This window comes from Nostoc sp. DedQUE12b, assembly GCF_034530835.1.
Classification (GTDB): Bacteria; Cyanobacteriota; Cyanobacteriia; order Cyanobacteriales; family Nostocaceae; genus Nostoc.
Map to the genome: position 1 here is coordinate 28,489 of NZ_JAVRCI010000019.1, position 23,098 is coordinate 51,586.

Consider the following 23,098-nt stretch of genomic DNA (forward strand, 5'->3'; position numbering starts at 1 on the left):
AAGTTAAGTATTTTTTATTTCATCGGTAAGATAAACTGATCGATATTGATTTACACTAAGGGTTTAGGCTAACAATATCTGCAATTATTATAACTAAAGGCTTTTATCTTAATATTTTTCATTGTTTTGTTGTAAAAAGACAAAAACTTGTAAATAAACTACTCATTTTCTAAGAATTCAGAATCCAGAAGTCAGAATTAAGAAGACTTTGATACCCAAAGTTAATAATTTTAAGAAAATCAAGAAGTTATTGCACGCTTGCTTTTACGATTATTCTGGCTCTTGACTCACTTCGACTACGCTCAGTGACCACCTGACTCCTGAATTCTTTCCTCATTTTCATTGTCTCTAATTAGCAGTTGTGTTAACTTAAAACTTTTCTCAAAATGAGTCAAAAATTTAGTATTTCGGGAATTGCGAGTTCTGCTTATGTGCATATTCCCTTTTGCAGGCGGCGATGTTTTTATTGTGATTTCCCGGTGTCTGTTGTGGGCGATCGCTTGCGGGGCGAAACATCTGGTACTATCTCCCAATATGTTGAGGTGCTATGTCAAGAAATTGCCATTACACCAGCATTTGGTCAACCCCTAAAGACAATTTTCTTCGGTGGTGGTACTCCTTCGTTGCTCTCAATAGAGCAGCTACAACGGATACTGACAGAGCTACAAAAACATTTTGGGATTGCTTCTGGGGCAGAGATTTCTATGGAAATTGACCCAGGCACCTTTGATTTAGCCCATATAGCAGGCTATCGCAGTGCAGGCGTGAACCGGGTAAGTTTGGGCGTACAAGCCTTTCAATCAGAATTATTGCAAAGGGCGGGGCGATCGCACTCAGTTGAAGATATTTTTGCAGCTGTGGAACTAATCCACCAAGTCGAGATTCCCGTATTTAGCTTAGACTTAATTTCTGGATTGCCGCATCAGTCTTTGGATCAATGGCAGGATTCCTTAGAAAAGACGGTGGCGATCGCACCCACTCACATTTCCATTTACGATCTCACCATCGAGCCAGGTACAGCCTTTGGTCGTTATTACAAACCTGGCGATACTCCTTTGCCTACGGATGAAACCACAGTCAAAATGTACCAGATGGGTCAGCAGGTTTTAACTAGTGCAGGTTATGAGCATTATGAAATTTCTAATTATGCTCAACCTGGCCATCAATGTCGGCATAATCGAGTGTATTGGGAAAACCGCCCTTATTATGGCTTCGGTATGGGTGCGGCGAGTTATGTTGGGGGGAAGCGGTTCACTCGTTTGCGTAAAACTAAAGAGTATTACCAGTGGGTACAAGCTGGCGCTGTCATTGATTGTGATGTGACTCCCCCAAAGGAAGTATTGTTAGAAACGTTAATGTTGGGGTTGCGTTTGGCAGAGGGTTTGAGTTTGGCAGCGTTGGGGGAAGTATTTGGGGAAGAGAAGGTGGAGGAAATTTGCAAGTGTTTGCAATTGTATTTTGAGAAAGGTTGGGTGGAAATTGTAAAGGGAAGATTGCGTTTGGTTGATCCCCAAGGGTTTTTATTTTCTAATGTGGTATTGGCGGAATTGTTTGAGAAGTTGGGGTGATGAACTGCTTATGCAAAAAAATAAAGTTAAAAAAGCTGTGATTCCGGTAGCTGGTTTCGGTACTCGTTTGTTTCCAGCTACCAAAGTTGTCAAAAAAGAACTTTTCCCAATTATCGATCGAGATGGTAGGGCAAAACCTGTGATTCTTGCAATTATTGAAGAGGCAATTAGTGCTGGAATTACAGAAGTGGGGATTGTGGTGCAGCCAGATGACAAAGAAATATTTGCAGATTTCTTGAAAAAACCACCTAAAAAAGAACTTTTAGAAAAACTTTCACCACAAAATCAAGAATATAGCCGATATCTTGAAGATTTAGGTAGCAGAATTACCATTTTGTTACAAGAGGAACAATTAGGCTATGGTCATGCGGTATTTTGTGCCAAGGATTGGGTACAAAATGAGCCATTTTTGCTCATGTTGGGCGACCACATTTATGCATCTGACATTGAAAAATCTTGTGCTAGCCAAGTTTTAGATGTTTACGAACAAGTTAATCAAAATGTTGTTAGCTTAACTACAATGCCAGCAGAAATTATTCATAAAGCTGGGTGTATCACAGGAGTTTGGCAAGAGTTAAACTCGATTTTGTCAGTTACCCAACTCTATGAAAAACCTACTATTGAGTATGCACAACAGCATTTACGTGTAGAGGGAATGTCAGAAAATGAGTTTTTAGGTATATTTGGCTTATATTTACTAACGCCGAAAATTTTTGACTTTTTAGCAGAACATATCAACCAAAATTTCCGAGAACGAGGTGAATTTCAGTTAACATCTTGCCTTGAAAAATTGCGTCAGGAAGAGGGAATAACAGGATATGTTGTTAAAGGCAAGTGTTTTGATACAGGTTTGCCAGATGCTTATCGTCAGACAATGATTGATTTTAGAAAAATATAGATTAATCTTAGTTCAATTCGTTTGTCTGCGAGGATCTCACTTTTTAAGATGATTTAAGCAGACTGTAATCCATTGAAGTAAACAGAGCGATGAGCAAAAACTTGAGGCGTCTTAAAACTATACCGTTTAGTTTGCCCTGGTGGCAACCTCCTTTTTTGTTCAAGCAGTTTTCAGGTAGATGAGTTACAAAATGCCAAACTCAAAATCAGACACAAAGAATTTTTACTTCCTTCCTACTGTCTCTTTAAAAAACTACCTCAAAACTAGCGGTAGTTAGAGCAGGGAAAGAGATAGCATCCAATTGTGCAAATTTACCCCCAAAATTAATCTCAGCAAAATCATCTGCCGAACCATTAGGATTATAAAAGAGATTACCATTTGCGCTATTATAAACAATCACCGCGCTACTACTTGCAGCTAAAGTATCGTTCGTAACGGTGGCAAAGTCTGCGGAATTTAATTGAGTCGGGAAGACTGAGTTACTTAGAACTGTAAAGGTAGATTTGGATAGTTGGATATTGTCTTGCTCAGGAGTGAAGTCACTAATAGTATCAACTCCGAGTTCCCTAATATTAAACTTTGATCCTGTTGCAAATGCAAACTTATCTGAACCAGGGCCTCCTTCTAGTAAGTCGTCCCCACTATCTCCCTGTAGGTAATCGTTGCCTTGATTCCCGCTCAGAATATCTTTGCCACTACTGCCAAAAAGAGTATCATTACCTCTGCCCCCCAGGAGGTTGTCGTCATCACTACCCCCATCTATGATGTCTGCACCCGCTCCACCAAAAAGGATGTCAAAACCTGCCCCCCCATCAATGTAATGATTACCAATAACACCAGAAAGCGAAATACTGTCATCACCATCCCCAGCAAAAATAACTTTATCGCCAGCCGAAAAATCCGCTCTACTAAAGGTATCGTCTCCCTTGGTTGTAGTGACATCAGTACTGATCGCATTTGTGGCTCGAGCAACTGCCTCTTTTATGAGATCAGCAAGATTCTCACTTTCAGAACCAAGAGTCAGTACACTACCTCGACCAAGCTGGGTAACTAGCGTCTCGTAATCGGCTGCAACATCACTTGTAGTTAGAAAAATTGGAATAATGTTATTTGCTTCTAGCGCAGTTTTTACTTGTCCGATCTGTGGATAATCTTCAAAAGCATCAGCTATCCCATCTCCATTATTGGCAATAGTATCACTGGGAATAACTGCTGCGCGATCGCCGGCAACGTGATAAATACTATCGGTGGCTATTATCACAACACGAAATGAACCTACTCTGTAACCAAGACTGCCGCTATCTAAAGCTGCGAACAAGAGTGCATCTAATTGTGATTCTGACCCATCATTGCCACCAAAAGCTTGAAAGTCAAAGATTTTGTCTTTAATTGTTGTCACATTATTTGTCAAAGCTACTTCTGCTTGATATACATAGTCAGCGTAACCCCCAAAAGGCGCAAGTGGCTTATCCTTGAAAGAGGCCATACCAAATTTCAGGTCATCACCAAATATCTTTGCTAACGTCGGGTTGGTTAAGTGATTTACCGTCGCAGGAAGTACAGCTTTAAGCTGGATTAAATTCTCATCAGATGACGATGTTAAGTCTTGCAGCAGAACAATATCAGATACTAAACTCACAGTTTTTCCTTCTGACTATTTTTATTGATGGGTTGTATTGGAAAGTGCCTGAATGCTATTTCAGCTTGATATTAGCAGGGTTAATTGATTTAAGATAGTACTTAAATTGAAGAAAATATAATCTCTTTCAAAAAATATTTGCTGTGTCCTGACTCCTGCCTCTACCCTACTAAGGTTATAATCGCAGACTTAACGAGAGAGAATGTTACAAGATATGAGTTAAGCTAAAGTGCGTCAATGGGTGAACAGTGAAGATAATGCTTTGGATTAGAGGATGAATCAGTATTTTGCAACGGTTGCTCGCGGATTAGAAACCCTTGCGGCTCAGGAGTTAGAGCAACTGGGTGCACATTCCGTAGAGCCGGGGTTTTGCGGTGTAGCCTTTGAGGGCGATCGCGCTCTACTTTATCGCGTCAACCTTTGGGCTAGGCTGCCGTTCAGAATTTTGGTGAATATCCATGAGTTTCCTTGCCTTGATGCCAAGGATCTCTATCGCGGTATCCAGACCATCGATTGGGTAAACTATCTGACGCCAGACATGACACTAGCGGTGAATGTCACGGGCAAAAACGATCGCCTCAACCACAGCCACTTCACATCTCTCCAGGTCAAAAATGCGATCGTTGACCAACAAAAAGAAAATCTGGGCGAGCGTTCAAATGTAGAGCTTCATGACCCAGATGTGCGGGTTAATGTTCACATTGAACGCGATTTTTGTACCGTTAAACTCGACAGTTCGGGAAATAGTCTGCACCGCCGAGGCTACCGTCCTGCGGTTGGAACAGCCCCTCTAAAGGAATCTCTGGCTGCTGCCCTAATTCAACTTTCGGGTTGGCAAACAAACCAGATGTTCTACGATCCTCTCTGTGGATCTGGCACTTTACCTCTGGAAGCTAGCTTAAAGGCACTTAATATAGCACCAGGGTTGTTTCGCGAATCCTTTGGATTTGAAAATTGGCTCGATTTCGATCTGTCCCTTTTAGAAAAGCTGCTCCAAGAAGCTAAGGACAGCCAACTTGATACCCTTCCCGCACCTATTTGGGGAAGCGATCGCGATGAAAATATAATTGAGCAAGCGATTAACAATGCTCAAAACTGCGGCGTTGATAACCATGTATGGTTTTCTCAAATGGAGCTTGCTGATGTTGTCGCCCCCGCAGACAGTGGGATTTTATTCTGCAATCCACCCTATGGCGAACGACTGGGGCGAGATAGTGATTTAGGGGCATTTTATAAACTTTTGGGCGATGTGCTGAAACAACGCTTCAAAGGCTGGACTGCCTTTGTACTCAGTGGCAACAAGGAACTGTCTCAATCGATTGGGCTAAAATCATCCAAGCGAATTGCGGTGTACAACGGAGCGTTGCCCTGTCAGTTAATGAAATATGAGTTGTATTAAGATTTACGGTTTGTAGTATGTTGAAGGCGATCGCTCTCAACTACATTCTGATCGGTAAAAAATACATTGCCTGAAAATTTTGTGACACTGGGGATGTGCTGTATTATCGGAGTTTGTGAGAACCGCGACCTAAATCTGCTGTTGTATGGCATTAGCTATCTCGATAGACTTAATCTGAATCGGTGATATTTTTAATACTCTTTAAGAAATTTATTAAGTCAAACAAACTTGAAACTATCTGTATGTCTATATTCTGGCAGTTAGTATAACAACTTTTGAAACAAGTGGCAGTATAATCATTGACTGACAATCTGCAATTTATTTATCGTTAAAAGGCAAGGCTATTTATGTCAGACCAATTCACCTTTACCGTTACCAATAAAACTGAATTGGCAATTACAGAGTTGTGGGTATCTGTCGATGATGAAGAGTGGGCCTCATTTAATTTGGGTGAATCAGGGATTCCATCAGGTGAAACAGCAACAATTGCTTGGGCTGAATATACGAATGGTTCGCCCTGTGAATGGTACATCTCTGCTGTATTTGAAGATGAATCAGAAACTGAGTCAGCCCTATTTAACTTCTGTAAAGAACCAGCTTTAACAATTGGATAAATTCTGCACTGCGATCGCGCTTAATACATGATTGCATATCGATTCCAGCCATAACAAACAAAAGCCCAACCTCGAAATGCATCTAGGTGGGGCTTGATATTAGAATTGGCTGTTCCTTCTATCCCCTCAGATTTTGTGATTTACGGTTCGCAATATACTTAAAGCTACCGCCTCCGCTACTTTAATCCCATCGATACCAGCCGAGAGGATTCCCCCAGCGTATCCCGCGCCTTCACCAGCCGGATAAAGACCGACTGTATTTAAACTCTGATAATCCTCTTTGCGTTTAATCCGAATCGGTGATGAAGTGCGAGTTTCTACCCCAGTCAACACGGCATCATCCATCGCAAATCCCTTTATTTGTTTGTCAAAAGCGGGAAGTGCTTCACGGATGGCTGCGATCGCATAATCTGGTAAACTCTCACTCAAATCACCCAAATGTACCCCTGGTGTATAAGACGGCTTAACTGTGCCAAATGCTGTAGAAGGGCGATGGTTGAGAAAGTCTCCCACCAACTGCCCTGGAGCTTCATAAGTTCCACCACCCAATTTAAATGCTCGTTCTTCCAAGCGCCGTTGAAAGTCAATTCCTGCTAAAGCGTTCCCCGGATAATCTTCAGGTGTGATGCCGACAACGATCGCACTATTGGCATTGCGCTCATTCCGAGAGTATTGGCTCATCCCATTGGTGACGACTCGCCCAGGCTCTGATGCGGCTGCAACCACCAAACCCCCTGGACACATACAAAAACTATAGACGGAACGACCATTTTGGCAGTGGTGAACCAGTTTGTAATCGGCAGCACCTAAAAGCTTATGACCAGCTTGAGCGCCGAAACGACATTGGTCAATGAGATACTGGGGATGTTCGACTCGAAAGCCTATAGAAAATGGTTTCGGCTCTATGTAAACTCCACGATTAAATAGCATTTGGAAGGTATCGCGGGCGCTATGACCCACCGCCAAAACTACATAATCGCTGGCGATATATTCCCCACTGGCGAGGGTGACTCCCCGCACCTGTCCATTTCCGATATTGATATCTTCCACCCGGCTTTGAAAGCGAATTTCACCGCCAAGGGATTCGATTTTGGCACGCATACTTTGGACGATTCCCACCAGTTTAAAAGTGCCGATATGCGGTTTGTTGATATAGAGAATTTCCGGTGAGGCTCCCGCATTGACGAGTTCGGTTAGCACCTTACGCCCATAATGCTGAGGATCTTTGACTTGACTGTAGAGTTTGCCATCGGAGAATGTACCCGCCCCACCTTCACCAAACTGGGCATTAGATTCTGGGTTGAAGTCTGATTTTTTCTTCCAAAAGCCAAAAGTATCAGCAGTGCGATCGCGGACTTGTTTGCCACGTTCTAAAATGATCGGACGGAACCCCATTTGCGCCAGCATCAAACCCGCAAACAAGCCACAAGGCCCAGTACCAATCACGATGGGGCGAATCGTCAAATTGCTCGGTGCTTGTGCTACTGGGCGATAACTCATGTCTGGCGTGACCATTACATGGGGATCTTTTTTCAGGCGCTTGAGTAGATGAGTTTCCTGAATCGTTTCTACATCCAGAATATAAACAAGGGTAATCTCTCCTTTCTTACGGGCATCGTAGCTACGCTTGAAGATAGAATAACCGATCAAATCTTCGTCCGTGATTTGCAGCTTTTTGAGGATGGCAGTCTTGATGGCATCTTCAGGATGATCAAGCGGGAGCTTTACTTCTGTTAGGCGTAACATAGCGAGGAGAAATGCATACTGTCTATCAAAATATTAACAAGAGAGGCAGGAAGCATGACGAATACTGCCTTTTGCCGAAACCTTACATAAACACTAACTTTTCACGTCATGGAAAAACCTAACGTTCCTCCCAACACAGTTGCAACGAGTAATAATACATAGCAATAATTACCTCAGAGAAACAAGAAAAGTTTAGTTGAAATTAATACCTGTTAAGGTGTAGTTCCAGTGTATTGAGCAACTTAGGCAAGTCTTTTTGAGAAACCTGACGTGTACCCGTCTCGACTGCATCAACCCAGGAAACGCTTTTCTCCATCGTTGTAGCGAAAAATGCTCTAGACCAGCCTTTTGCTTTTCTCGCTTCTCTAATGACATTACCTGATAGAGGCTGGATATTGTTTGCACTCAGCTGATTCGAGTCCACGGTCAAGCGTTCCTGTACTTCTGCTGGTAAATGAAAACGCCATCTAGAATTGAGTATTTGATTCCAGTAACCTATAGGTCTTTTAGCAGTTTTGCTGCTTGTTAACCAAGGTGGGCCTGTTTCTAGTTCTGCTTGCCATCCAGCTTCTTTGACAACTTTCAAGTCAGTTTCCAAATCATCAGCTATTTGCCGTCTAAGCTGTCTGTCTTGCTCTGCTGTTGACACTTTCTCTGCACCGTAAGCAATCTCCATCAGAGTCTTGCCCATTACACAATCCTGGAATTCCGGTTTGATTTGGAAGGTTAGCCAAACTAGCATTCTAGCCGCGCCAGCATTTTGTTTACCAATACTAAATAGTTTCTGTACGGTTTTCTTGGTAATAATTCCAGTGTGGTAGTGGCATTTAGATTTGTTGAGGAAGTATTTTGTCCATACTCCAGCTTGACCTATCACCTTTAAACCCACTAGCTTGTTATTGCCAGCTTTATCTGTTTCAAAATCTCGTATTATGCTGATGTCCCAAATCTTTAAATCAGCAACAGTAAAAGCTCCAGCTTTCCCCTGTTTAGGCGATGCAATACAAGCTAGTACTTGAGCAGGTTGCCGTAGTAAGGAGTACAAAATACTCAATTTTTCATGCTTGCATAAATCCCTGCGTTTAACAAGCCCTGTGTATTCAAGTAGTTGCTTATCATCAATTACAAAATTGCCTGACCAAGGTTTATCTAGGCTAGCTACTAAGGCACAGTAAATCAGGTGAATAGCACACGCCCTTGGATCAAATTCGTTTATAACAACTAAAGCTGCCTCTTCTGCCAGTGTTTCTGGTTGTGGAGTTTCGGGATTATCTGTTACATAGTAAAAGATTTTTCCTTTTCCCGTTTCAGCTTCTCTTTCATAACTAAAAGTATTATTTACTTGATTCCATGACAGATTCATTTTTTGAGATAAGACTTCAGCAACTCCATACAAAACTAGCGACAATGCAGCAACATTAGTCTTACTATCAGGAAATAAAGAAGCTTTTTTGAATTGCCGAGGTTTTGCTGAATCCTGGTAATTTAATTGTAAGTTTTGCTCAGATTGATTAACTCTGTCTTGAAGAGGAATTTGCTTTTTTAATTGAGTATTTGAGTGTTCCAGAGATTCTTCATCAAGAGCAACATTAGTTTCCTTTGGATTTGGATTACGGGAAATGGTAATTCCCATTAACTGGTGAAATAGATACAGAAGTTTACTATATAATGTTTTTGTTAAGTGTTTCATTTTCCTACTACCAATTTATTGCTCACGTAGGTAATTTACAATAATGAAATAAAGCCTGAGTTTCTTCTAATTGACCTTGCTAGAATATAACTCTCAATCGCTTTAAGTCGCTTAAAACAATCACCAACAATCCAAGAGATTTTCTACTAAGTGATACTAATCTAATAAAAATTGGTCAAGTAAAAATCAATTTTTTTACTTGACCATAATTATCAGTGATGAGTTGAAGCTTTCACTGATTGTAATTACGAATTGCAGCTTTGCTGCTTGAGGTTACTAGCGGTACTGTTGGTCAGCTGGATCGCCGTAGGGGTCTTCGCTAGCTGGGCGGATATTACCATACTGCCTGTAATCCGCCGGATCGCCGTAGGGGTCTTCGCTAGCTGGACGGACGTTACCATACTGCCTGGAATCCGCCGGATCGCCGTAGGGATCTTCGCTAGCTGGACGGACGTTACCGTACTGCCCGTAATCCGCCGGATCGCCATACGGGTCTTGGCTAGCTGGGCGGACGTTACCATACTGCCCGTAATTTCCTTGGTTGCCTCCTTGCATCAACTTTTTCATATCTAGGGCGGCGATACCAGCCATCGCTCCCTTCGCTAATGGATTGCTCATAATGTTACCACCTTGACCACCTGTAAAGCTCCCCACAGCACCACTCATAATTTGACTGAGTATATCTGGTTGTTGCTGGTGAACCCGGCCTGTCGTTTGAGCAAGATAATTTGGGTCTTGAAAGCGATCGTCTATACCATCTTGGTTTAGATCAGGAAAATTCAAGTTTGAAGAGCGCGTCTGCTGTTGAAGAGAGCGACCAAACTGCATCCGCTCTTGTGGTGACATCCGACTAAAGGCTTCTTGTGCAGATTCCTGATAAAGGTCTGGAGGTAACTGTCTAGATACTTGCTGATAACGGTTTAAAACTTCTTCATCTGAGTATCCCTCATGAGGTAAGCCTTGCTCGTAACGGTTGACAAAATTGCGGTAGTCATTTTCTGGTGCCTCACCGCCACCGAAGATTTTTTCTAATAGATTCATTTGTGACTCCTAAACTGTGATTTTACTAAACTATCAACGGAAAAATAATTACTTTTAATATATTAATTGTTGTATTTTTTCAAAATCATCTATCAAAAGTTACTTTTACTTCGATAAAAGTATAACCATTAGTACATAAAACTCCGGTTTGAATTTTGAAAGTATCCTGAGACTAAAACCCTTCTTGTACAAGAATTAGAGGTCAAAATCTTTTCAACAATTAAATAGTATTTCTATATACTTGTATAAAATTTTAAAAAAGACTTTTCTGAGAAAGCATAATGATGCTTGATATTATACTTATAAGTCTTATTAACTTTAAATACGGAAAAAGTTTCTATTAAAAAATAGGATGACGGTTAAACGCCATCTATTTATAATCTGTACAGAAATTAATTTGTTGGAACAGTACCTGCACCCAAACCCCTTAAGTCTCGCCCTGTGGGACTGTTATTATATCCTTGAAAATCCCGGTATTGTAGTGCTTCCTCCTCTGGAACACGAATGCCTTCTTGTGGCGGTGTTACCCAGATAGGGCGATTTTGAGCATCTCGATAGTAAACACGCCCATTCTTAGAAAGGTAGTATTTCCCCTGCGCTCCCGCTCCTTGGGCATTCTTTCGCTGATTGTAGAGGTAGTAAAGTCCAGCAGCACCTGCCAAGATAGCCACTTTCTGCCCTGTACTTAATCCCCTCCTAGCTTGGGGTTGATTTACGGGGGCGCGATTATTTAAATTTCTACCAACAGTATCGTCAACTGGAGGTGGCGCAGCATTTTGGGAACTTCCGCCGCAGCTATTAAGCAGAGGGATTGTTAGCAATGTTGAAAGAAATACTGTTGTTGTTAGCGAAGCTAATCTATTTGTCTTGATCATACATTTTCTTTTCCGGCTAATTTAGCTGATGTGGTATAAGATAGGACTTACGCAAAAGTGCTAAAAAGCTTAATTTATCGAGCCGCCATCTCTACGAGAGGCTTCCGCCAACGCCTAGCGTCTCGTTAGAGAAGAACGCCTTCGCAAAGCGTCTCGAAGAGAAGAACACCAAGAATCTACAGTTTTATACAATGGTCAAGCAAAACTCAGCTTTTTACTTGACCAAAACTTTAGATACACATATATCCGCCACGATACTTTAGTTAGTTTAAAGTCTGTGATTCTTCTATGCCTAAAGTTTGTTTTTTAAGCAAGCGAATTTCTGCTGTTAATTCTTGCCGAGTAGAATCTTTGAGCAAATAGCGGGAAGTAAACCAAATTGTGTAACCAAGTCCAATTAATTCGAGAAATGGAGAAAGTAGGGGAATATCATTTATGGCGTTGAGTACCGCTAGAAAAATCCTTAGTGCCGTAACTGTTAGCACAAGCAACCCAAAGCTGATAATCAGCGATTTGTATTCTTGGTAGAATCTACCTATATACTCAGGTATTTTTGCCAAAAATATAGAAATCTGGCTACCAATTTTTTGCCATTGTTCTTCATTTTCCGAGGCGGGTGGCAACATTGCCAGGTTTCCAGGCTCTGAACCTTTGAGTGCTTCTATTTGGTTTGGGGAGGCAGTATTGGCATACTGGTCTTGCTGTAATTCGGTATTCATAATTATCTCCTGATTTTCTGCAATGAGAGCAGTTTTAAAATTTACACTTTGTTATTATCAATTTTGGCAAAGCTTGCTTTTTAACTAGATTTATTACTCCTTAGCGGCACAGCTAAATATTTATTTGCAAATTCATTAGGACTTTAATAATATTTAGACATTTTTAGATTTCCTTCTCATCAATCTTTTGGCAGAGATTTTGTCTTCTATAAGAGTGATAGATGAGGTATTACAACTTCAGCAAATAAACCTTTAACAATGTGAGGATATTTGATTTAAGTGTAAGGTGTTAATAAATATATCAAACTAGCTAGGTTTGATGGTATGTATTGATTTAGCTAAGTTTAGTTTTGAGATTTACTGCTAGAAGCTAGTCACATAGATGCTAGAAACTAGTCACAGTATTTACAAAAATTAGTTTAAATGAATTTTATAAGTAGCAATACATTAATACTAAAAAGTTGTTTTATATCATACTTATGGGCTATGAAAATATATTTAATTACTTCGATTGATTAAATATCTACATAATTTAAGTCAATCTTTGGAGAGAAGATGTATTTAAACTAAATTGGGTAATTTATAAAAAGACACAGCAAGATTTTCAGGAATAAAATAATGCCACTCCAAAAAATAAGTGAATTTGATCAAGACTACCTTAATACTCTTGAAGGTAACGACATCAAAGGAATGGGTGTGTATGTTCAAGGAACTGATGAGAAGATTGGCACAGTAAATGATGCTGTACTAGATGACCAAGGAGCATTCCGCTATTTAATTGTTGACATAGGCTTTTGGATTTTTGGCAAGAAAATCTTACTACCAGTTGGTAAATCGCGTATTGACTCTACAGCAAACCGTGTATATGTCGTTGGTATAACAAGAGAGCAAGCGGAAAATTTACCTGAATATCAAGAGCATACAACGCTTGACTACGACTATGAAGAACAGGTGCGTGGAAGATATCGCACACCGTCTGTAGAAAGTTCAGCTACGCTAGGAGCGACAGCTGGCGGTACTACTCCTAGTCCTGACAGCTACACCTACGCAGACGACGCGGATTTATATGATGTCAGCGCTCACGAAGACCAAACCTTCAAACTCTACCAAGAAAGGCTAGTTGCTAATAAACAGCGCCGGAAAAGTGGAGAAGTATCGATTAGTAAGCATGTTGAAACCGAAACTGCAAGAGTTGCTGTTCCGGTGGAAAAAGAGCGAGTCGTAATTGAGCGAGTGACTTCTCAAGACACAGGCAAAGTTGTGTCGGCTGAAGCGACTGACTTTTCCGAGGGCGAGGTAGCGCATATAGACCTCTATGAAGAAGTTCCAGACATCCGAAAGGAAGCTTTTTTGCGCGAAGAAGTCAAAGTGCAGAAAGTTGTAGACAAAGAAACCGTTGAAGCTCAAGAAACCATTCGACGCGAAGAATTAGATGTTGATACTGATGGAACTCGAATAGAGAATAAAACTGACCGGGGTTAACCTACTTAAACTACGAACGTCATTACTTTTGAGCTAGTAGGAGTGGGTTTTCTATCTACTTCTACTCAAAATTACTTTCAGTAGATTGATATTGCAGAAAAGTCATTAGTTTAGATGAGGTGGTTAAATTGAAAATAATTCAACAGTTTCGTCGGGTTTTAACAGCTTTAGTCTTGGTATTAGTACTAACAACGACTGCCGCCTGTAGTGGTACTGTTCAAGCTAAACAACCAACTCAATTACCGTCTGGAATCAGTCATAGTGCCGACTATGCCTTGTTGTCACGCGGTAACAGTGTACAGGGTCAAGATTTTGGGAACTGGGTTATCAGCACAGCTAAAGGAATTGTCCAAGATGCTTATGTACGTGACAACAATAAGTTAGGTGTCGTGATTGCGCCTCAAGTTCGTCCGACCGAAGTCCGACCATTAGCAAAATCTTTACTCCAAGGTTTTCACAAAAATTTCCCCAATCAAGACTTAAAAGTTTTGATGTATGCACCAGACAAAAAACTGATTTTGACGGCTCAGTATGATGTGCAATCTCAGCAAGTTGAGTATAAATAAGAACTCATTTTTTGGACAAAGCCTGAGTTAATTCAGTTGATTGCAATCTGTATAAAAAGGAGACATTTAAAATGAGCAGCAGTGACAAGTATAAACGTGAAATTCTCAACGAGTTGGCTCACGGTAATACAGAGTCTTTAGATGATGTTTCATCTGACCCAACTCAGGAATACCAAAATTTTGACGATTTTGCCCAGCGTTCATCTCACGATCAACGTCGGCAATTGTTTAGTCAATCTTTCAACCATAACAGCATTCCACCAAGCCAGCTGGAGCCAGAACTTCAAAAGGCGATCGCTCAGATTAAGCCTAATGAACGGGATGATGTTGCACGGGCATTTTTCAAGCACTTAAAGCAAAGAGGTCTAGACGAGCGCCATCTGGAGCGAGATTTGGGACTTTCTACCCACAACCCCAACCACATGAATGCAGATGACCTCAGCAAGCTGGCATCTTTCACATATCATAGCCATCCTGACATCTTCCAAGAGGTGATGGCTGAACAACCAGCGATTCTGAAGTTTCTTAGTAATCCAATGGTAGGTGCAGCTTTAGGAGCGATCGCCTCTAAATGGTTTGGTCGTCATAAGTAATATCATGTCCGGTTAAAGACTTATCATTAAGACTGCAAGGGGGCGAAAGAGTTTTCAGGTTTTTGCACAGATAGTCAAGAACACCAAAATCTCCAATTTAGTGGCTTGCAATTTAGATAAAATGTGAGCCACTATTTTTTATTCCAACCTCCTGCCTCATTCACACAAGGCTAACAGCTGCCTCTAACATTCGTATTGTCCCAAGTTCGGCATTTATTTCTACTTCTACACCGATTGGCAAGGTAAATTTATCCTTAATATGACCAATCATTGAACCGTACCAAGCAGGAATACCTAAAGGAAGTATGTGTTGTTGCAATACTTGCACTAATGTAAATGACGGTTCATCTCCAAGACTACATTTAGTACATTGCCCAAAGATAAAACCAGCAATTTGATTAAGTATCCCAGCAGTTTTTAATTGCGTCAGCATCCTATCTATACGATAAACATCCTCACCAACTTCTTCCACAAACAGAATGCTTTTGTTCCAAGAAGGTAGGTAAGGTGAACCTACCATTGCTGATAAAACTGACAAGTTTCCACCCACGAGTTTACCTCTCGCCTTTCCTGGTGCTATTATCTCCACCCGCACTTCGCTAGGGTTGAGATTTTGCATAGTCACCGCTTCAGCATTAAATAGGATGCGCTTGAAGTAATCGACTGTAAATTGATTCCAGGTAGATGTGGCAACTGGCCCATGAAAAGTAATCATTTGACTACGGGCATTAATTGCTAACAACAGCGTTGTAATATCGCTGTAACCGATGATAATTTTCGGATGGGAGCGGATTAGCGAATAGTTGAGTAGGGGTAGAATGCGATTACAACCCCAACCTCCACGCATGGGAATAATTGCTTTTATGGTGCGATCGCTATACATCAAGTTTACATCCTGGGCGCGATCGGCATCTTTACCCGCTAAATAGCCGTAACGATCTAAAATATGCTTCCCTAGCTTGACTTTTAACCCTAACTGTGAAATAGATTTCTGCGCTGCTTCGATATCTTTGGCGTCAACGATACCCGCAGGGGCAATTAATCCTACGGTATCGCCAACTTGCAGGCGGGGCGGCTTGCGGATGGTGTTTAGAGATGGCTTACCTTGGGGGGTAAGTGCTGGTATTTGAGTGGCTAAGGTAGCGACTCCACAGGTTGTAAGAAATTGCCGACGCTTGATAGTCATAAACATTCAGTTGGGGACTAGGGACTGTTTTTCTAATAACTAGTACCCAGTTTTGTACAGAGTAGTTATAGCAAGCGTAAATTATTCACTAACAACAAGATTTCTGACTTATTAAAGAAGTCAGGAATGTAAACCTTTCGATTGTAAAAAATCAAATAGGATTACTATATGTAAATTTTGATTGACTAATTTTACTCCTGAATCATACGGCGAAGATCATCAAGAGGCGACTCTGGTTCGGTGATTTCTGAATTGTTACTGTTAGTTATTTGTACATCTTCCTCTTCAACATAAAATTCAACGTTTATTTTAATTTTAACTTTCCCCTTTTTCCAGCTTGGAGAACCTAGTGTTAAAATTTCGCAATCTGTGCCTTTCTGAAACCAATTCCCATTCGGAGACTGTTTTCTATTTATTCCTTGCCTACTTAATTCTTGATTCAATATAGATTCTAACGTGGAGTTAAATGAGGTATCCATTGCTTGTTTAAATTTAGCAATTTTATATGTGTTGCCTCCGAAGTCTAAAACATCACCATCGTTGCACTCTATTTGCTTAAATTCATCTTGCATATCAACCTCAAGTTTTTAAATTTCTACTTTACACAAAATTGGAATTAGTGAGTGCTAATGCACTCACTAAAAGCTACAATTATTTCAAAGAGGATTTGAGATTAAAGTTAAAGCTCTTATACCACATCTGAAACCAAAAACTCGTTATTAGCAAACTTACCAATAGTAGCAAATGAATCACCAATGACAGGCAAAAGACGATCGGATAATTGCATCGCCTGTAAACAACTATTAATACTAGAAGCTGCTGAATTATATACTGAAATATTTTCTTCAAGAACACTCAACAATCGGCGATTATTCGCAATTTTTTCTTCAGCTTCTTGTTCTAATGTTTTCTCTAAATAAGCACGCGCTTGTGGGTATTGCTGCAAAATCTCATCTGCTTGCTGATTTGCCATTGGTATCAATTGAGTTTTCAATGTTTGATTAATGGTTTGACGGAAAGATTTACGAATAGTTTGGGAAACTTTTGGTTCAAAATCTAACTTCAATAACTGCCTAATGGCTGGTTCTGCTTCCACGATACTTTCAGCGTCGTAACCTTGAGAAGTTTGGGATAAAGTTTGGCGAAATTGATATATAGAAAAAGTACCTTCATCATAAAATCTAGGACTTTCTCGCACAAAGCGATCGCACTCTACGCTAGCTGCACTTACTAATGCTTGAGTAACTACTTTTTCTAAATTTTTGATCTCTTGTTCAATTCCACCATCATGATCTAATAAACGATATAGCTGGCGATAATATTCTGACTTGCGAATCTTTTCAGTCAACCGCTGGAAATAATTTGCAACTACTTGTTGAGAAGATTCAATCAAAATATCTTCTAATTGATTTGCTAAGTAATAAAATGCCTCTACTAAAATAGCAATCAAAGGTGCGGTAGCGTTTCGAGGATGACTAATGGTTGCACGTCGATAAGCATAAGCTACAGAAAAAGTATCTAGCAATTCATCTAAGCGGCGAATCATTCGTGATTGCAATTGCTTAAAATCTGCTTCAAAAGCATCACAGGACTGATTAATTACATGGTTAACTTCTTCTTTGATATGCTCGCTAAATTCTCTCCCAATTTGCTGTAATTGCTGATTTAGGTGTTGCAACTCTTGCGCCTTCATCGTCTCAATTTCTTGAGGCTGACTATCTAAATTGCGTTGGACATTCTGATAATTTTTTTTGAGCTTAATACAAATATCTTCTAAATCATCAGCAAGATTTTTAAATAATTGTGGACGCTTTTCTTCCGTAAGATAACGAGTAATAGCTGTGCGAAATTCTTCAGTACCACTATCTTGAATTAACTGTTTTATCAGTTCATTTCCCCAATCTCCCAGAATCCGCACATAATTTTGATTTGGAGTTTCAAAGCCGTTCACAGAGACACGGAATTTACTGGAAGATAGCTTTCCTGAATTTACACAGTAGTTGTTAAATGCATAGACAAATTGTGGTGTTTCTTCTTTACCATCTAAACCTTTAATACTTTCTGCAAAAACAGAATCTAAACCAAATCTATCTTGTGGGCTTGTCTGTTTAATCTGACTGCCATAAAATCCTAATAATCCACTGGTTTTATAAACCTTCCTAGAATTGGCAAATTGCCCACTAATTAAATCGTCTAATCGTTGCCGTAGCTGAGTATTATACCAAGTTTCATCGATGCGGTTGAAGACATAGAAAACGCGATCGCGTACTCCCCCATTCTCGCGCATTAATTCCAAAAGTTCTGTTTCTTCTTTTGTCATATCACCCGCCGAAGCAGGTTTTAGCACACATACCACCGCCGAAGTATCAGGATGTTGAATTTTGGCATAAGTTAGTTGTGCATCTTTCTCTACTGGCGCATCTATACCAGGTGTGTCAATAATTACATTGCCATCTTGTAGCAGAGGATGATTGCAGTAATATTCTATCCGCTTCAATACCGCACTATTACTACCACGACGCGCATATCCAGCAGCTTCTTTGAGATTGGAAAAGTTAAATTGCTCCATTGAATATGTAGCATTAGTCACCGTGTTGATGCGATCGCTATTTGCTATATATCCCTCTAGCAACAACATTAACGCCTTCGCTTGTTTTGCACGTTCTGATTGACTCTCACCACCCTCCTGTTGAATAATTGTTTCAGAATATTGACGTAGCAAGTTAATTAAATCAGGTTGGTTGATATTAGGTACTGTCTTAAATCCTAACTGCTGACACAAAGAAGCTACTTGTTCTCGAATCTCTGCTTCACTTAAAAACGTCAAAACAACACGTTCTTTATCTACTTCTGCATACTCGATTTTGCATTCTGTCCCTGTAGCGTGCCCTTCTGCACTATAGAGCAATTCTCTTTCTAATAGTGCATTGATTAGCATTGATTTGCCAGCGCTAAAAGCACCTGCAAATACAATTTCAAACTTGGGAGAAATCGCCTTACTTAAAGAAGTTCGTACAGGTGTAATATCTTGGGAACGTAGTGTTGGTTCTTGTTGTAAAAGTTGTAATATAGATTCAACCTGCTCTTTCAAGTTTTGGCACTGAAGCGGTAAATCTGACATATTCAGCATCCTGACAATATTTCTCTATATATTAGTAATATTTATTGTCTTGATGGTTCAGTAAATTTCCTGAGAATTATATGTGGTTTTTTGCTAGAAATTACTACTAATTAATGACTAATTATCACAAATTATTCGTATATTTTTAGGGGTGCAAGACCTTGCACCCCTACTATGGAATATTTTTTAACTAGAAGTCTCTTATACTAAATATGGATAGACAAGTTCTAGCTATTACCTTAACTGCTTATGGCGATAGCTAGAATCGTATTCGCGTTTTGGAAGCAGGTTTCAGACTCATTTATCGAAACCAGCCTCTTTAGGAAAACTAGTTTAAATTGTCTCTAATTTGTTTGCTGTTCGTAATTGGTAATAAATCGTATTTTTATCTCTTTTGAGGCACTAATACAGGCAGTTTACGCCCATCGGCTGCAAATTTAGCGTGTTGTCCAACAGTCAAAACATTAAACTGACTCGATATAATTTCTAAACTTTTGTTCACTATTGCCAGCTTTTTGTAGGTGGGAACACTCATACCAGGAAAGAATGAGAGTTCTGGCACATCTTCTTGACTTACAAAGTCTGTAGGATGGAGTAGCAAAGAAGGCTGGACGCGTGTAATTTTACACAGCCAGAGAGCAATTCGCAGGTAGAGTAACGCCACTTCTGAAGAAAATGTACTCAGAAACATTATGTAACTGAAGTGAATTGGCACTTTAAAAATTGGCATGGTAGTAACGGGAATCTCAGTCAGTTTATCCTTATCTAGATGCCAATGGTAAGGTTTTAGCGGCTGCAAACCCTCTTTAAAACCACCAAACAGCGCTTCCCGTTTTTTACGTTCTTCCTTGCTCAATTTACAAGTTATTAAATAATATGCTCGTGCTATAGGCCCCAAAAATGTGGGAAAAGTTGAAGCATCATATTCGTATCCTCGTCGTGCTAAAACTTTCAATACTGCGGGAGAAAAACTGTATCCTGGCCCCCGGAAGCCGATAGGATGTTGATGAGTGACACGCTTAATATGTTCTTCGGCGAGTGCCACCTCTTGTTCAATTTCATTCTCTGAATACAGATGTAGCCAAGGATCGTGATAGAATGAATGGTTGCCAATTTCGTGACCGGCGCTAGCGATCGCTTGTATTGCTTTGGTATTCTTTTCTAGCGCTGCATCCTGACCGACAATGAATACTGTGATTGTCAAATCCCATTGCTTGAGAATATCTAAGAAACGAGGTACTGCGATATCCAGGTAAGAAGGATAATTCTCCCAACCCGGAGCGCCCTGATTTTTTAAATAAGACCAAATATTATCCAAATCTAAAGAAAGACTGGCTATTGGTTTGTTTCCTTTTTGCTTTGTTTTCATTAGGAGTTAAATTATTTGGACAATTTTAAGCGTTAATTATAGTCTAAGGCTTGGGCTTTATTGGTCAAGTTCCATAGTTCGATGGGGGCTGATACCATTTTAGATTTTAGATTTTGGATTGGGAATTGCCTTGGTGCGTCTAGCTTAGTGTGAATCCATCTGCATTGATGTCAACTTAAGCCGAAAACTATATCGGACAGGCATTTTGCAAATCCCTCACGCCCTCATCCCCTAACCCCTTCTCCCTTGGGAGCTACGGTGTACACACAAGTACTTTGGTTCACAATACAAGTACTTTCGTCCGCAACACAAGTACTTTTGTCCGCAACACAAGTCTTTTTTGAGCCTTTGAGGGAATACTTTGTTTTTCGAGAGGGGTTGGGGGGATTAAAAGTCTGTGGAGCCACTCTAAAAGACTTGTGTGTACTTTGCGAGCCACATCCTAGCTAGTACGCGACGGCGGAAATAGAGCAACCATTTAAAATCCGTAAAGAGCTTATTCCATAATACTTTTGACTTCCGCCTTGCGGTACTAGATGTTGATTTGTTGCCTCTGGGTTAAACACATGGCAATTCCCTTTTCGTAGTAAGCTGCCTCATTAATAAAAATTGGCCAAACAGTAGATGCACCTTCATAAACAATTGTTTGATCGTCAAAAGTTATAAACATTGGATCTCCTGGGTTTAAGGCTTGATAATCCTTATCCTGAAGCTCTGGATGAATCATCCCAAAGATTGTACCATCAGATTTTTTTGGGTAGTCTACAACTGATAAATGGTCATAGAGAATCAAGGTTTCGTTATTTGATGGAATTTTACCCTGGTTAAACTGTTCTAAGTAGTCCAGAAGGGCGCGAACAAGTTCCTCTGTTTGTTTGAACAGGGTTGCTTTTAAAAGTCCTTGGGCAATTGGGCCAACCTCGAACGCAAAGCCTAATTCGCATAGAGAATTTACAAATGGGTTTTCTGCAATTGATTTAAAAGAACAGCGATAAACTTTAACTAAAGGATTAAGCTGGCTTAGATAAGCAGCCAATTTTAAATTTAAGGGATGACTGTTATCAAGAATAATTGTCAGACCCATATTAGCTGTACTGCTGTGCAAGTCTAAGATAAAATCTGCTTGTTTATCCCCATTTGATGCTAGAGTCGCCTGGATTGATTTAGCTCGCAATTCTTCGTAACTTTCCAGAGTCGGATCTTGTAAATCTTGTTTGAGAAAACAGCGATTTAAATCTTTCTCTACATATCGTCTTCCAGCGGCAAAAGCATGAGGGTTTGCCAACAGAGTGACTGTCTCAAAACTTGGTCTAGTAATTAAATCGGGAAACTGAGCAAATTTCTGGACTAGGTAGGCTCCTGTAAATTCATTGCCATGAGTTCCACCGACAATTGCAACTCGATTAATCTGGTTCATGAAGCATTCACTTTGCCGATGCGATCGCGATCGTGCGGTTGATTAAGATAGGACATATCAGGACCATTGGGAATAATTCCACCGGGATTGAGTGGAAATAGGTTTCCGTAGTAGTCTCGCTTCACAGTTTCTACGTCGCAAGTGTCAGCTACACCTGGAAGCTGATACAAATCGCGCAGATAAGCTCCAAGATTCTGATAGTCTCGAATCCGCTGCTTATTACATTTAAACAGCCCATAATAGGCACTATCAAACCGAAATAATGTCGTGAATAAACGTACATCTGCAAGTGTCAGATGTTCACCGCAGAGATAGCGATTAGTCTGCAATGCAAGTTCAATCTCATCGAGAGTTGCGAACAGTTCATTACAGGCTTGATTGTATGCTTCTTGAGTCTGGGCAAAGCCACAACGATACACCCCGTTATTTACCGCGTGATAAATCTTTTCATTCCACCAGTCAATTTTCTCTTGAAGTTCTTCTGGGTAAAGATTTAGCGTCGGATTGTTGGCGAACTCGTTAAATTCAGAGTTCAGCATGACGATAATCTCTGAACTCTCATTATTAACAATAGTTTTTGTTTGCTTATCCCATAGTACTGGCACTGTAGAGCGCCCACTGTAGCCGGGTTCTGCCTTCTGATAAAATTCAGCCAGTGTGCGACAACCTTCTTCTTCCTCGTTAAATATCCAACCGCCTTCAATGGGCGAAGGAGAGACGATACACACTGATATTACCGCTTCGAGTTTTTTAAGCGATCGCACAACTAAAGTTCGATGTGCCCAAGGACAGCCCAGCCCAACATAAAGTTTGTAGCGCCCCGTTGCTGGTGGGTGTGGATTCCCTTCTTCTATGCCAATGAACTTACGAAACTGACTATTAGGACGAATATATGCTCCCGACTGATTGCGAGGAGCAAGGTTTGACATCATTATCTGCCACATAGTCGTCCAGACAAACTTTCCTACCCAGATAATCAGCTTGGGAGGAAGCGACTTGCCTTTCTTCTTGGGGAGCTTTTTCTCGTCATCCATTGGAGTTGAGTTAGTCATGGCGACAATTTTGCTTTGGGAGCGATCAACGTTACTGCTGTATATGCTGTTAAATTTATAGTCAGTAGGTTCCCATACTTACACACATCTTGAGATTCCTTACTTTACTTTACTACGCTTTGC

Annotated in this window: 19 protein-coding genes; 7 read left to right on the top strand and 12 right to left on the bottom strand. The window is 40.4% G+C overall.

Features of this window, described 5'->3' with window-relative positions:
- The first annotated feature begins 386 nt into the window (after positions 1–386).
- Positions 387–1,568, top strand: a complete 1,182-nt coding sequence (gene hemW / locus RMY16_RS12185) for a radical SAM family heme chaperone HemW (RefSeq protein ID WP_322736569.1) — start codon at positions 387–389, stop codon at positions 1,566–1,568.
- A 10-nt stretch (positions 1,569–1,578) separates the two neighbouring features.
- Positions 1,579–2,466 (top strand): UTP--glucose-1-phosphate uridylyltransferase, encoded by an 888-nt coding sequence (locus tag RMY16_RS12190; protein ID WP_322736570.1) that lies wholly within the window; start codon positions 1,579–1,581, stop codon positions 2,464–2,466.
- 244 nt (positions 2,467–2,710) lie between these two features.
- Here RMY16_RS12190 and RMY16_RS12195 read toward each other — a convergent pair whose 3' ends face one another.
- The gene (locus RMY16_RS12195; protein WP_322736571.1) at positions 2,711–4,105 is read right to left on the bottom strand and encodes a hypothetical protein; all 1,395 of its coding nucleotides are present in this window, start codon (positions 4,103–4,105) and stop codon (positions 2,711–2,713) included.
- A gap of 274 nt (positions 4,106–4,379) precedes the next feature.
- Here RMY16_RS12195 and RMY16_RS12200 point away from each other — a divergent pair, with 274 nt between their 5' ends.
- Positions 4,380–5,504 (top strand): THUMP domain-containing class I SAM-dependent RNA methyltransferase, encoded by a 1,125-nt coding sequence (locus RMY16_RS12200; protein ID WP_322736572.1) that lies wholly within the window; start codon positions 4,380–4,382, stop codon positions 5,502–5,504.
- A 347-nt stretch (positions 5,505–5,851) separates the two neighbouring features.
- Complete coding sequence (locus RMY16_RS12205) at positions 5,852–6,118, top strand: hypothetical protein (RefSeq protein ID WP_322736573.1); 267 nt, start codon at positions 5,852–5,854, stop codon at positions 6,116–6,118.
- Positions 6,119–6,244: 126 nt separating this feature from the next.
- Here RMY16_RS12205 and RMY16_RS12210 read toward each other — a convergent pair whose 3' ends face one another.
- From RMY16_RS12210 to RMY16_RS12230, 5 genes are all read right to left on the bottom strand, one after another.
- Complete coding sequence (locus RMY16_RS12210) at positions 6,245–7,864, bottom strand: NAD(P)/FAD-dependent oxidoreductase (RefSeq protein WP_322736574.1); 1,620 nt, start codon at positions 7,862–7,864, stop codon at positions 6,245–6,247.
- A gap of 202 nt (positions 7,865–8,066) precedes the next feature.
- A complete protein-coding gene (locus RMY16_RS12215; protein ID WP_322736575.1) occupies positions 8,067–9,554 on the bottom strand; it encodes a helix-turn-helix transcriptional regulator in 1,488 nt (495 codons plus the stop codon).
- A gap of 276 nt (positions 9,555–9,830) precedes the next feature.
- The gene (locus RMY16_RS12220) at positions 9,831–10,595 is read right to left on the bottom strand and encodes a hypothetical protein (RefSeq protein WP_322736576.1); all 765 of its coding nucleotides are present in this window, start codon (positions 10,593–10,595) and stop codon (positions 9,831–9,833) included.
- 392 nt (positions 10,596–10,987) lie between these two features.
- Positions 10,988–11,470 (bottom strand): hypothetical protein, encoded by a 483-nt coding sequence (locus RMY16_RS12225; RefSeq protein ID WP_322736577.1) that lies wholly within the window; start codon positions 11,468–11,470, stop codon positions 10,988–10,990.
- Between the two features lie 263 nt (positions 11,471–11,733).
- The gene (locus tag RMY16_RS12230; RefSeq protein ID WP_322736578.1) at positions 11,734–12,189 is read right to left on the bottom strand and encodes a CAAD domain-containing protein; all 456 of its coding nucleotides are present in this window, start codon (positions 12,187–12,189) and stop codon (positions 11,734–11,736) included.
- Positions 12,190–12,807: 618 nt separating this feature from the next.
- Here RMY16_RS12230 and RMY16_RS12235 point away from each other — a divergent pair.
- The 3 genes from RMY16_RS12235 to RMY16_RS12245 all read left to right on the top strand — a co-directional run bounded on the left by RMY16_RS12235 (position 12,808) and on the right by RMY16_RS12245 (position 14,830).
- Positions 12,808–13,671: a DUF2382 domain-containing protein gene (locus RMY16_RS12235; protein ID WP_322736579.1), complete on the top strand. Its 864-nt coding sequence runs from the start codon at positions 12,808–12,810 to the stop codon at positions 13,669–13,671.
- A 128-nt stretch (positions 13,672–13,799) separates the two neighbouring features.
- Positions 13,800–14,237, top strand: a complete 438-nt coding sequence (locus RMY16_RS12240; RefSeq protein ID WP_322736580.1) for a hypothetical protein — start codon at positions 13,800–13,802, stop codon at positions 14,235–14,237.
- Positions 14,238–14,308: 71 nt separating this feature from the next.
- The gene (locus RMY16_RS12245) at positions 14,309–14,830 is read left to right on the top strand and encodes a hypothetical protein (RefSeq protein WP_322736581.1); all 522 of its coding nucleotides are present in this window, start codon (positions 14,309–14,311) and stop codon (positions 14,828–14,830) included.
- Between the two features lie 160 nt (positions 14,831–14,990).
- Here RMY16_RS12245 and RMY16_RS12250 read toward each other — a convergent pair whose 3' ends face one another.
- From RMY16_RS12250 to RMY16_RS12275, 6 genes are all read right to left on the bottom strand, one after another.
- On the bottom strand, positions 14,991–16,016 hold the full coding sequence (locus RMY16_RS12250) for an LD-carboxypeptidase (protein WP_322736582.1): 1,026 nt from the start codon (positions 16,014–16,016) through the stop codon (positions 14,991–14,993).
- Positions 16,017–16,207: 191 nt separating this feature from the next.
- Entirely contained in the window at positions 16,208–16,588 is a 381-nt protein-coding gene (locus RMY16_RS12255; RefSeq protein ID WP_322736583.1) for a KGK domain-containing protein, read from the bottom strand.
- Between the two features lie 116 nt (positions 16,589–16,704).
- The gene (locus RMY16_RS12260) at positions 16,705–19,137 is read right to left on the bottom strand and encodes a dynamin-like GTPase family protein (RefSeq protein WP_322736584.1); all 2,433 of its coding nucleotides are present in this window, start codon (positions 19,135–19,137) and stop codon (positions 16,705–16,707) included.
- Positions 19,138–19,522: 385 nt separating this feature from the next.
- On the bottom strand, positions 19,523–20,506 hold the full coding sequence (locus tag RMY16_RS12265; protein WP_322736585.1) for a polysaccharide deacetylase family protein: 984 nt from the start codon (positions 20,504–20,506) through the stop codon (positions 19,523–19,525).
- 532 nt (positions 20,507–21,038) lie between these two features.
- Entirely contained in the window at positions 21,039–21,923 is an 885-nt protein-coding gene (locus RMY16_RS12270) for an aspartoacylase (RefSeq protein WP_322736586.1), read from the bottom strand.
- The gene (locus RMY16_RS12275) at positions 21,920–22,975 is read right to left on the bottom strand and encodes a glutathione S-transferase family protein (protein ID WP_322736587.1); all 1,056 of its coding nucleotides are present in this window, start codon (positions 22,973–22,975) and stop codon (positions 21,920–21,922) included. Before RMY16_RS12275 ends, RMY16_RS12270 begins: the two co-directional genes overlap by 4 nt.
- Positions 22,976–23,098: the final 123 nt, after the last annotated feature.

Excerpts from the sequence above, each read along its gene's own strand:
- hemW (WP_322736569.1), top strand. The coding sequence starts at position 387 with ATGAGTCAAAAATTTAGTATTTCGGGAATTGCGAGTTCTGCTTATGTG.
- RMY16_RS12190 (WP_322736570.1), top strand. The coding sequence starts at position 1,579 with ATGCAAAAAAATAAAGTTAAAAAAGCTGTGATTCCGGTAGCTGGTTTC.
- RMY16_RS12200 (WP_322736572.1), top strand. The coding sequence starts at position 4,380 with ATGAATCAGTATTTTGCAACGGTTGCTCGCGGATTAGAAACCCTTGCG.
- RMY16_RS12205 (WP_322736573.1), top strand. The coding sequence starts at position 5,852 with ATGTCAGACCAATTCACCTTTACCGTTACCAATAAAACTGAATTGGCA.
- RMY16_RS12210 (WP_322736574.1), bottom strand. The coding sequence starts at position 7,864 with ATGTTACGCCTAACAGAAGTAAAGCTCCCGCTTGATCATCCTGAAGAT.
- RMY16_RS12215 (WP_322736575.1), bottom strand. The coding sequence starts at position 9,554 with ATGAAACACTTAACAAAAACATTATATAGTAAACTTCTGTATCTATTT.
- RMY16_RS12220 (WP_322736576.1), bottom strand. The coding sequence starts at position 10,595 with ATGAATCTATTAGAAAAAATCTTCGGTGGCGGTGAGGCACCAGAAAAT.
- RMY16_RS12225 (WP_322736577.1), bottom strand. The coding sequence starts at position 11,470 with ATGATCAAGACAAATAGATTAGCTTCGCTAACAACAACAGTATTTCTT.
- RMY16_RS12230 (WP_322736578.1), bottom strand. The coding sequence starts at position 12,189 with ATGAATACCGAATTACAGCAAGACCAGTATGCCAATACTGCCTCCCCA.
- RMY16_RS12235 (WP_322736579.1), top strand. The coding sequence starts at position 12,808 with ATGCCACTCCAAAAAATAAGTGAATTTGATCAAGACTACCTTAATACT.
- RMY16_RS12245 (WP_322736581.1), top strand. The coding sequence starts at position 14,309 with ATGAGCAGCAGTGACAAGTATAAACGTGAAATTCTCAACGAGTTGGCT.
- RMY16_RS12250 (WP_322736582.1), bottom strand. The coding sequence starts at position 16,016 with ATGACTATCAAGCGTCGGCAATTTCTTACAACCTGTGGAGTCGCTACC.
- RMY16_RS12255 (WP_322736583.1), bottom strand. The coding sequence starts at position 16,588 with ATGCAAGATGAATTTAAGCAAATAGAGTGCAACGATGGTGATGTTTTA.
- RMY16_RS12260 (WP_322736584.1), bottom strand. The coding sequence starts at position 19,137 with ATGTCAGATTTACCGCTTCAGTGCCAAAACTTGAAAGAGCAGGTTGAA.
- RMY16_RS12265 (WP_322736585.1), bottom strand. The coding sequence starts at position 20,506 with ATGAAAACAAAGCAAAAAGGAAACAAACCAATAGCCAGTCTTTCTTTA.
- RMY16_RS12270 (WP_322736586.1), bottom strand. The coding sequence starts at position 21,923 with ATGAACCAGATTAATCGAGTTGCAATTGTCGGTGGAACTCATGGCAAT.
- RMY16_RS12275 (WP_322736587.1), bottom strand. The coding sequence starts at position 22,975 with ATGACTAACTCAACTCCAATGGATGACGAGAAAAAGCTCCCCAAGAAG.